General features: G+C 68.5%; 8 protein-coding genes. 6 read left to right on the forward strand and 2 right to left on the reverse strand.

Annotated elements, in window-relative coordinates:
• The first annotated feature begins 182 nt into the window (after window positions 1-182).
• Window positions 183-1,547, forward strand: coding sequence for a 6-phospho-beta-glucosidase (locus ACTWQE_RS32460; protein WP_443332679.1), 1,365 nt, complete (start codon window positions 183-185; stop codon window positions 1,545-1,547).
• 75 nt (window positions 1,548-1,622) lie between these two features.
• Here ACTWQE_RS32460 and ACTWQE_RS32465 read toward each other — a convergent pair whose 3' ends face one another.
• Window positions 1,623-2,252 carry an alpha-ketoglutarate-dependent dioxygenase AlkB gene (locus tag ACTWQE_RS32465; protein WP_443332680.1) on the reverse strand — a complete coding sequence of 210 codons (630 nt, stop codon included), beginning with the start codon at window positions 2,250-2,252 and terminating at the stop codon, window positions 1,623-1,625.
• 516 nt (window positions 2,253-2,768) lie between these two features.
• On the opposite strand from ACTWQE_RS32465, the gene ACTWQE_RS32470 reads away from it, so the two are divergent.
• The 5 genes from ACTWQE_RS32470 (at window position 2,769) to ACTWQE_RS32490 (ending at window position 9,379) form a co-directional block, all read left to right on the forward strand.
• Window positions 2,769-3,113 carry a LysM peptidoglycan-binding domain-containing protein gene (locus ACTWQE_RS32470; protein ID WP_443332681.1) on the forward strand — a complete coding sequence of 115 codons (345 nt, stop codon included), beginning with the start codon at window positions 2,769-2,771 and terminating at the stop codon, window positions 3,111-3,113.
• Window positions 3,114-3,362: 249 nt separating this feature from the next.
• Window positions 3,363-5,756: a glycosyltransferase gene (locus tag ACTWQE_RS32475; RefSeq protein ID WP_443332682.1), complete on the forward strand. Its 2,394-nt coding sequence runs from the start codon at window positions 3,363-3,365 to the stop codon at window positions 5,754-5,756.
• A 180-nt stretch (window positions 5,757-5,936) separates the two neighbouring features.
• On the forward strand, window positions 5,937-6,347 hold the full coding sequence (locus ACTWQE_RS32480; protein WP_443332683.1) for a hypothetical protein: 411 nt from the start codon (window positions 5,937-5,939) through the stop codon (window positions 6,345-6,347).
• Window positions 6,348-6,767: 420 nt separating this feature from the next.
• On the forward strand, window positions 6,768-7,742 hold the full coding sequence (locus ACTWQE_RS32485) for a glycosyltransferase family 2 protein (RefSeq protein ID WP_443332684.1): 975 nt from the start codon (window positions 6,768-6,770) through the stop codon (window positions 7,740-7,742).
• A gap of 1,298 nt (window positions 7,743-9,040) precedes the next feature.
• A complete protein-coding gene (locus ACTWQE_RS32490; protein WP_443332685.1) occupies window positions 9,041-9,379 on the forward strand; it encodes a chaplin in 339 nt (112 codons plus the stop codon).
• 192 nt (window positions 9,380-9,571) lie between these two features.
• Here the strand turns inward: ACTWQE_RS32490 and ACTWQE_RS32495 are convergent.
• A partial coding sequence (locus tag ACTWQE_RS32495; RefSeq protein ID WP_443332686.1) for an Ig-like domain repeat protein occupies window positions 9,572-10,703 on the reverse strand: 1,132 nt, incomplete at its 5' end.

Below are 10,703 nucleotides of genomic sequence, written 5' to 3' on the forward strand. Positions count from 1 at the left end.
GGCGCCCCGGCCACGGACGGCGCCCGGCCGTCAGCATGAGGAAGGGCCGGGCGGGCCGGGGACGACGACCGAGCGTACGAGCAGAATGGGCGGCAGTCGGGCACGTGTGAGCGTGGAGAGTCCTTGTCGGACGTGGCGACCCGCGCCGCGCTCCGCGAGGCGGGCGTGGAGGTGGCGGAGGCGTGAAGCTGACGATTCTGGGTGGCGGCGGCTTCCGCGTCCCCCTGGTCCACGGGGCCCTGCTCCGGGACCACGGCGAGGGGCGGGTCACCGATGTGACCTTGTACGACCTCGACACCGGGCGGCTGTCGGCCATCCGCCGCGTCCTGGCCCAGCAGGCCGCCGGTGCCCGGCAGTCCGGTGGTACGGCCGGGGAGGCGCCGCGCGTCACCGTCACCACCGACCTCGACGAAGCCCTCAGGGGCGCCGACTTCGTCTTCTCGGCGATCCGCGTCGGCGGGCTCGACGGGCGCGCCGCCGATGAGCGCGTCGCTCTCTCCGAGGGCGTACTGGGCCAGGAGACGGTCGGCGCGGGCGGCGTCGCCTACGGGCTGCGTACGGTTCCGGTCGCCGTCGAGATCGCCCGGCGCGTCGCCGCGCTGGCTCCGGACGCGTGGGTCATCAACTTCACGAACCCGGCGGGGCTCGTCACCGAGGCCATGTCCCGCCACCTCGGCGACCGTGTCATCGGCATCTGCGACTCACCCGTGGGCCTGGGCCGCCGGGCCGCCCGCGCACTCGGCGCCGACCCGGAGGAGGCGTGGCCCGACTACGTCGGCCTGAACCACCTCGGCTGGCTGCGCGGGCTGTACGTCGCCGGGCGCGACGAGCTGCCCCGGCTGCTGGCCGACCCCCACGCCCTCACCTCCTTCGAGGAGGGCAGGCTCTTCGGAGCCGACTGGCTCCGGTCGCTCGGCGCGATCCCCAATGAGTATCTGCACTACTACTACTTCAACCGGGAAGCGGTGCGCGCGGCGCAGGAGGCCGAGCAGACCCGCGGCGCCTTCCTCCGCGACCAGCAGCGGCGTTTCTACGCGGAGATGGAGCGCGGTGACGGGCCCGCCCTGGAGGCCTGGGACCGCACCCGCGCCGAGCGCGAGGCCACGTATATGGCCGAAAACCGTGAGGCGGCCGGGGCCGGTGAACGCGACGCCTGCGACCTGGAGTCCGGTGGCTACGAACAGGTCGCCCTCGCCCTGATGCGGGCCATCGCCCGCAACGAGCGCACCACCCTCATCCTCAACGTCCGCAACCGCACGACCCTGTCGTTGCTGGACACGGACGCCGTCATCGAGGTGCCCTGCTTCGTGGACGCGGGCGGTGCGCATCCCGTATCCGTCGCACCGCTGCCCGATCACGCCACCGGACTGGTGTGCAGTGTCAAGGCGGTCGAGCGCGCGGTCATGTCAGCTGCCGAGAGCGGCTCGCGCGCCACCGCGGTGAAGGCCTTCGCCCTGCATCCGCTCGTCGACTCGGTGACCGTCGCCCGCCGGCTCGTGGACGGCTACGCCGAGGCACACCCCGGGCTGGCGCATCTCCGGGCATGACGCCCCTCTCCGGGCCTTCGCGTGCGACCCGGTCGGCCCCGTCCACGTCGTGTTCGCTGCCCCCAGCGACAGGCCTCAGCTGACGTCGCGAGGACGGAACTGGATACTGATGCGCGGCCCGACCGGCTTTGCGGTCTTGGGGATCGCGTGGTCCCACGTGCGTTGGCACGATCCCCCCATCACGATGAGATCACCGTGGCCGAGCGCCTGCCGGACGGTCGTACCGCCGCCCTGGCGTGGCCGCAGGTGGAGGAAGCGGGGCTCTCCGACGGAGAGGATGGCGACCATGGTGTCCTCGCTCCTGCCGCGGCCGTGTCTGTCGCCGTGCCAGGCGACGCTGTCGTGGCCGTCGCGGTAGTAACAGAGACCGGCGGTGCGGAACGGCTCGCCGAGTTCGGCGGCGTAGTGCTCGCTCAGGGCCGAGCGCGCCTCGGTCAGCACCGGGTGGGGGAGTGGGTCGCTCTCCTTGTAGAAGGAGAGCAGCCGCGGCACGTCGACCTCGCGTTCGTACATGGTGCGCCGCTCAGCGTGCCAGGGGACGCGCGTGGCGAGCCATTCGAACAGCGTGTCGGCGCCGGTCAGCCAGCCCGGCAGGACGTCGATCCACGCTCCGCGGCCGAGCGTCGTGCGCTGGACGGGATCAAGTGAGCGGAGGCCGACCTCATCGCCCTCATCGAAGAGAGAGCCTTGCAGGTGGATCGCCATATCGACAATGGTACGCGCCATTAGAACACGTGCGCGAATCGTGGCGCTCGTTTGCTGTCCGCTACGGGTGGCGAGCGGTCCGTGGTGACCTGCTGCGACGCGCTGCCGGCCGGAACCGTCGTGCCTTCCCCGCCTGGGCGGCCTCCGCATTCCGCAGCTGCCGCAACCGGCGGGCAGTGTCAGTGTCGGCAGCGGAGCTCCCTGCCCTCCTGTCGGTCGCGAGCTCGGCGCCGCGCGGGATCCGGGCAGTGGCGGGGCACCGCCTCGATCTCCGCGGCCACTCGGCCCGGCGTGGGGCGCAGTTCCGGAACTTCGACGCGCAATCACCTCATGATGGCCCGTCACATTTCAATGCTGAGCGTTCCTTTACGGCTCGGAGCGACGGCCTCCGACGACCGGTTGCGTATCGCGTGCGGCTCCCTCCAGGGCGGCGGAACGCGGCGAGCTCCGGGCCCCTCCGGTGGTCGCGGATCTCTCGGCGAGCGACATGAGCTCTTTGCGCCTATCGTGTGAAATATGACGACACAAGAGAGCAACCTCACGTTCTACACGGTCAAGTCCGGTGACACACTCACGGCCATTGCTGCCAGGTTCGGCACGACGGTCCAGCAGCTCGTCAAGTGGAACAAGATTCCCAACCCGGACGTCATCAAGCCCGGACAGCGGCTGGTCGTCGCCAAAGCGGACTCGCCCCACGAGACCTTCTACACGGTCAAGTCCGGTGACACGCTTACGGCCATTGCTGCCAGGTTCGGGACAACGGTCGAGCAACTCGTCAAGTGGAACAGGATTCCCAACCCGGACGTCATCAAGCCCGGACAGCGGCTGGTCGTGGCCAAATCCGAGCCGATGGCGGCCTGATTCTCCCACCATCCCGTACGCCGGGCCGGCCGGCAGGCCGGCCCCTTGTATGCACTCCCCAGTGGCATGAGCGCGCACACTGGTCCCGAGGTCCGGACCGAGTCGGGTGGATGGGCCGAGCGAGTGATTGTCCCCGCGGGCCCTCCGTAACTTCCGTCGAGTCAGTACGCGCCGTTTGCAAGAGATTTGACGCGCCACCGGGCCGCCGGACCGGAATGGCCGCGAATGCGGCTCGGGCATACTGTCCGGATGCCTGCACAGAAGAGAATTCCCGCGTTGATCCACCAGACGTGGAAGGACGCGGACGTTCCGCCGAAATGGAAGGTGTGGGCCGACTCCTGGAGACGGCACCACCCCGGCTGGGAATACCGGCTGTGGACCGACGCGGACAATCGCGAGTTCCTCGAGGAACACTATCCCTGGTTCCTGCCGATTTACGACGGGTACCCAGAGGCGATCATGCGGGCGGACGCGATCCGGTACTTTCTCCTCGATCATTTCGGTGGACTGTACGTGGATATGGATTTCGAGTGTCTGAGGCCCGTACAGGAACTCCTCGCCGGACGTGAGCTGGTGCTCGGCTGCGAACCCGAGGCACACACCCGGCTGCTGCTGGCCCGTCAGCGCGGCCTCGACCGTGTCGTCGGCAATGCGTTCATCGCCTCCCGCCCGGGCCATCCCTTCTGGGCCCATGCGCACCGGCAGCTGGTGGGGGCCCACCGCATGCCCGGTACCCTGGACGCGACGGGTCCCTTCTGGCTCACCCGCACCATCGCGACTCACCCAGAGCCCGACTCGATCACCGTACTGGGCCCCGAGCTGCTGTATCCGGCGCTGAGCCCCTACGCCACCGAGCTGTTCGGGCCCCAGGAGGTCGACCGCGACCGGGCGTACGCCATGCACCACTGGTCGGGCAGCTGGGCCACCGACTCCACCTGGACGCCGCGGAACACGGCGGCGAGAAGAGTCAGATTCTGGGCGAGCCAGGACATGCAGCCCTTCGCGGACGGCGCACTCGACCTCGACGCACAACGCCGCAGGTGGGCCTCGGGGGCGCCCGCGCCGAGAGTGTCGTGCCTGATGGTGACCAAGGACCGCCCGTCGCTGGCCGAGCGGGCGATCTCCTGTTTCCGCGCCCAGACCTACCCGAACGTGGAACTGGTCGTGGTCGACGACAGCGCCGATGACACTCTCGAACGCCATGTCCGCACGCTGGACGACGCACGGATCCGGCTTCACCGTCTACCGCCGGACGGGCAGCCCCTCGGAGCGCTGCGCAATGTCGCCGTGGACCAGGCCGGCGGTCCCTATGTGTGCCAATGGGACGATGACGACCTGTACGACCCGGAGCGGCTCGAGGTGCAGATGGCGGCGATCCTCTCCCTGGGCGCCGAGGCATGTTTCCTCGCCCGGGAGAGGCTGTGGTGGCCCGCCCGGCGCAAGATCGCCGTCTCCCGTGCGCGCCTGTGGGAGGGCTCCATGGTGTGCGCGAAGGAGAAACTCGCGCGCTATCCGGCGCAGCGCCGTGGCGAGGACACTCCGGTCGCGGAACAGATGGTGCGCACCAGCCGTGTCGTCTCCGTGGACGCGCCGGAGCTGTACACCTATGTGTTCCACGAGAACAACACCTTCGACGCCTCCCACTTCGCACGGCACTTCGAGGTGGCGACCGATGTCTGCGACGGTGGCGGCGCCTACGCCGAGCGCGTGCTGGCCATGGCGGCGCGACTGCCGATCGCCCCGCGGGAGCTCGTGCACGCGGAGACCGAACCCGTCGCCGAACTGCCGGAGCGGGAGGCCCGGATCAGCGAACCAGCGCCGGCGCCGGCGAGCGAACGGCCCCCCGTACTGGTGCTCACCCCGGTCAAGGACGCAGCGACCTTTCTGCCCCGCTATCTGAGGAACCTGACCGCCCTGGACTACCCGCGGGAGGCGATCTCCCTCGGCTTCCTGGAAGGCGACAGCCGGGACGGCACCTGGGAGGTGCTTCAGGAGGCTCTCCCCGAACTCCGGGCGGAGTACCGGCGCGTCACCCTGGTGCGACAGGACTTCGACTTCCCGTCAGCCGGACCGCGCTGGAAGACAGGTGTCCAACGGCAGCGCCGGTCGGTGCTGGCCAAGGCCCGCAACCATCTGGTCTCCCATGCCCTCGCCGATGAGGAGTGGGTGCTCTGGCTCGACGTCGATGTGGCCGGCTATCCGGCCGATCTCATCCAGCGCCTTCTCGGGGCGCGCAAGGACATCGTCGTCCCGCACTGCGTCACCACACCTGCCGGCCCAACGTACGACCTCAACACCTTCGTACTGCGACCCGGGGCCGGTGCCCTGAACTGGTCGCAATGGATGCGTGACGGCATCCTCCAACCGCCCAGGGGATTCGGCCGGATCTATCTCGAGGACCTGCGCGAGCGGGGGCTCATCCGCGTCGATTCGGTCGGTGGCGCCACCCTGTTGATCCGTGCCGACCTGCACCGCGACGGCCTGATGTTTCCGCCCTTCCCCTATCAGCGCCTGATCGAGACCGAGGGAATGGCGGCGCTGGCACGGGACATGGGAACAGCCTGCTGGGCGCTGCCCACCCTCGAAGTGCTGCATCCCCACCGTCCCTCGGAACTCCGGAGCGAAACCGTATCGGTTTCCTGATCTCCGGAAGCTGCTGCCGTCCCGGCAATCCCTGAAAAGGCGACACCACGAGGTTAGGCAACATGGAGTAGTTGCTTTGACGCATAGGGTTCTCAAATTTAATCTGTGCCCACTGGTCACCGTCGGCCTCGCTGGAATCGCGAGCCGCCACCGGTTCTCAGAGAAAAGAAAGGCGCCACAGTGAAAACCCGCCTCATCACCTCCCTGGCTCTCCCTGCCGCCCTGGCGACCGCCGGACTGCTCAACTCCGCGGAGGCCGCCTTCGCCAACTCCAATGGCTTGGACAACAACGTGCCCGCGGATTCGCACGAAAAGGCGAGCTACGGAGACGGCCACCACTGCCCCCCGCTGGGCAACATCACATGGGTGGATTACGGACTGGGGCATTGCGACCCCATCGGCAATATCCCGTTCTTCGACCACGGGTACGGGAACCACTGCCCGCCGCTGGGCAACGTCACCATCGTCGACTACGGGAACCACTGCCCGCCGGTCGCCAACGCCACCTTCTTCAACTACGACCTGCCGGGGTCCGAGGCCCAGAAGGCCCAGTTCGCCAGGGACGTCCTGGCATCGGTCTTCGAGCACTAGGGCGTGTTTCGAAAGTCCCGCCTGGCCCGCGACGCCTGGCACGCACGCTCGCTGCGTTGTCGGGCTCGTCCGAGTACGCCCAGTACGAGGACGACCCTCCGCCTTGCGATCGCACGCACCAGCCGCCGCGACCCCCGCCCTTCGGGCGGACGGCGCTACTTTCGAAACACGCCCTAGGCCCTCTCTGACACATCCCGCCTGGCCCACGCTCCCCCGGACTCCGTCTGGGTGGGGTGTCCCCCCGGCCGAAGGCCGGCGGAGTGCCCCAGGCCCGTCTGCTGCGTTGTCGCAGCATCCGAGTAGCCGAGGGCCGGAGACAAGGACCAGGCCACGTTCGAGGCCGCGGGCATCCGTCCGTGGCCTCGAACGCGTCGATACGGCAGCAATCGATTCCCTCCCGCTCGAAGTGAAAGACGGCACATGAGTCACAGCTCCAACCCGGCGGTTTCCGTGGTCATTCCCAGTCACGACTACGGCCGCTATCTCCCTCAGGCGCTGGAGAGCGTGCTGGCCCAGACGTTCGGCGACTGGGAACTCGTCATCGTCGACGACGGCAGCACCGACGACAGCGCCGATGTGGCCCGATCCCTCATCGCCCGGCATCCCGACCGGCGTATCCGCCTGCTCGAGCAGGCCAACGCCGGGGTGTCCGCCGCCCGCAACACCGGTATCGCGGCGAGCACCGGCCGCTACATCCTGCCGCTGGACGCCGATGATGTGATCGCACCCACCATGCTGGAGAAGACCACCGCGGTACTGGACAGCGACCCGGCCATCACCATCGCCTCCACCGATGTCTTCGCCTTCACCGACGACGATCTGCCCCCGCAGGTCCTGCCGCTTCCCGCTTACAGCAGGGAACTGCTCCTCCAGCGGCTGATCATGTTCTATTGCTCGCTCTACCGCCGTGAGGCCTGGGAGGCCGTGGGCGGCTACAACGAGGACATGCGGGCCGGTGAGGACTGGGACTTCTGGATCGGGTGCGCTGAAAAGGGCTTCGACGCCTACCACATCCATGAGCCGCTGTTCGGGGCGCGCAACAAGGACACGGGCCTTCACCTCGAAGCCGCTGAGAACGATCTGGCCATCCGCGCGAGGATCGTGGCCAACCATCCGGCGCTGTTCAAACCGGTCAGCCGCGACTGGGCGCATGTCGTACTCCACCAGGACGCGGATGTCTGCCAACGCGACGAGCGGGTGCCCGACGACATCCTGACCCGCGCCGCCGAGATGGACCAGTTCCTTCAGGCGGTCATGGCCCTGCAGCGCACGGCCCGCGTTCAGTACCACCACATCCAGCGCCTGGAGAAGGCGTTGAAGGCCCGGACCGCCGGTACGAGCCCGGCAGGGCCTCCCGCCCAGGACAGAGAGCTCGCACCGGCGTCGATGCCCTGAGGCGCCAAGGCCCCGGCCACGGCGGTCCTGTCGGTCTCCTGAGCCGGGGCCTCGCTCCCCCGCCGGACGGAAGGCTGCTTCCGCGAGGGAGACGGAATGTCGTCGGCGGGGGAGCGAGGGGTAGGGGGCGAGCCGGGCGCTGTTCGTCGGGGAAGCAGCCTCGGCCCGCCTTACGGCCGGGCCTCGCTCCGGCCGTCATCTTCTCCACCTCAACGCCGTATCGCATCGCGCGTCACGGCCTTGTGGATGCCATGCGGGCCGAACGGGTGACGGTCGCTCACAAGGGACCGCGATCGCGCCGCCTGGGTGCCGTTCTTTCCCGACCCCGGCGTGTAGGAACCTCCGTGCTGCAACCACCGGCGCGGTACGGGATCCGTCCCCGCGGTGACGCCGTGCGGACGGATCCCGTCGTTTCACCGCTCCCGCCCGGACAAGAGCCTTCAGCTCGTGACATGCGATCCGAAGCGGGCTCGGCCTGCATTTCACCGTCCCTTCCGGCGCGAAGTTCGGCGAGGCGAAGCCGGCGAGGGGGCGGCGTAGAGCTGCGGTGTCCGGCAAACGGGCGATACGGAATATGCCATCGAGCATCTCCATGTGCTGCCAGAACGGGGAGAACAACACCGCGTGGAGCGACGCGTCGGAGTACAGCTTCCTCAACTTCTCGTTCTAATGCGGCCGACCAGGCTGTTCAGACGTCCGGACAGAATGTCACCGGGAAGAGAAGAAAGCGGTCTTCGAATCCTGGGGAGTCGGCGTCGGCGGTTGGCAGATCACCCTGCTGAGTTGCATTCGGAGGCTTACCGGCGGGATTTGCGGAATTCCCGCCCACGGTAGCGCGGAAAATGTCTCCGGTGGCGTGACGGGAAAGGGTGTTGTCCCGAAAAGGTGGCCGCCTCGTTCGATGTCAGCGCAAGAGTGCTGAGGAAATTTCGCGGGGCGACTGCCCGACAGCCTGTGTCACCAAGGGAAAACGCGTCCGTGTCGCCGGGCGCGTTTCCCGTATGTCTGGAGCCCTGTTGGTGGTAACGGACCCGCCCGCCCCGCGACGGTGGACGGACGCGGTCCGACGGCGGGCGGAGCGCAGTCATGGGCATACCCGCCAGGCGTTGACAACAGTCCCCCAATGGATCATCCGAGGGTCCGGGTGCCCGTCCTGGGCACCGCCTCCGCGACCAGGCCGATAGGGGACCCGGGGCCATTCGAGTGACCATCAGTTACCCCGACATCACGGGTGCGTTGGGTAGATAGCCGCCTGCGATGCATGGGTGGCAGCACACGCGTACTGAGGGAGTCAAGTCATGAAGGCGATCAAAAGCATCGCTGTCGTCGGTGTGGCGGCCGGTCTGCTGGCCGGTGGTGCGAGCGCTGCTGTGGCCCACGACGGAGGCAAGGCCAAGGGCCACGGGCAGAAGAAGCATGTGTCCGACAAGAGCCGTAAGAACTGGTCGAACTACATCAAGAAGATCGATGCCAACGAGGGCGTCGTCAAGGGCTCCGCGTTCGGGTCCCCCGGTACCGGCTCCGGCAACGTCACGCAGCCCGTCACCACCGTGCAGACGAACGGCTGCGGCACCACCCTCAACGCCGCTGCCGGTTTCCTGAACCCGGCGTTCGGCGGCCTCTGCGTGAACCGCTGACACAGCAAAACATAGGTCCCCGGTTTCGGTGAGGGGTCGTCACGACGCTCCGCCCGCCGCCCCGCACAGCACGAGCCCCCCGCCTCCCGGCCGGGGGCTCGTGCTGCTTTCCCGTACCCGGTAAGCGCACAACCCAACAAAGGGCCACGCCGGGCCGCTGGATGCGGCCCGGCGTGGTGGTGCGGTGTGGAATCAGGGGAGGAGGGGCCACGGCACGAAGGTCAGCGGTGCCGTGGCCGAGGACGAGTTGAGGCAGGGCGCTCCCGCGAAGGAGGCCGTGTACGTGCTCGCTGTGATCACGACGGCCGGGACCGTCTTGTTGGGCGGGGCGAGAGTCGCGACACCGCTGGCGTTGGTGACCGCGGTTCCCAGGACGACCGGTCCGCCTGCCGTGTTGGCCCTGAAGGTGATCGTCTGCCCGGGAATGGGTGCGTTGGTGATGGCGTTCTTGAGTGTGGCACTCATCGCCGGGATGACGAACGTGCCGTTCGTGCGCAGGCGGATCTGTGCCGGCGGTGCCGTCAGGGTCGTCGGGGTGCCCGCGGCGGTGACGCTCACCGTGCCGGTGGAGGCGAGGAAGCAGCTGTCTCCGGTGTAGACGGCGGTGACGGTTCCGCTGGCCAGCGTGTTGCTGGTGAAGCACGCCTGTCCGCTGCCGTTGACCGGGACGGTTTGGTTGAGTCCGCCGGGTCCGGTGAAGGTGACGGTTCCGGTGGGCGTACCCGATCCTGGCGGGTTGGCGGTGACGGTGGCGCAGACGGTGACCGTCTGGCCGCAGGTGGACGGGTTGGGTGTGGCCGTGACCGACGTCGTGCTCGCGGCCTTGTTCCGGGTGATGGCGACGGTGCCGATGGAGCCGGTGAAGCAGGCGTCCTCACCGCTGTACACGGCGGTGAATGTTCCGGTGGAGAGGGTGGTGCTGGTGAAGCAGGCCTGTCCGCTGCCGTTGACGGGGACGGTTTGGTTGAGTCCGCCGGGTCCGGTGAAGGTGACGGTTCCGGTGGGCGTACCCGATCCTGGCGGGTTGGCTGTGACGGTGGCGCAGACCGTGACGGACTGGCCGCAGACCGACGGGTTGGGCGTCGCGGTCACTGTCGTCGTCGACGACGCCTCATTCCGGGTGACGGCGACGGTGCCGGCGGAGCCTGCGAAGCAGGGGCCTTCGCCGTTGTAGGTGGCGGTGACGGTTCCGGTGGGGAGGGTGGTGCTGGTGAAGCAGGCCTGTCCGCTGCCGTTGACGGGGACGGTTTGGTTGAGTCCGCCGGGTCCGGTGAAGGTGACGGTTCCGGTGGGCGTACCCGATCCTGGCGGGTTGGCTGTGACG

It is taken from the genome of Streptomyces sp. 8N706 (genome assembly GCF_052245415.1).
Lineage (GTDB): Bacteria > Actinomycetota > Actinomycetes > Streptomycetales > Streptomycetaceae > Streptomyces.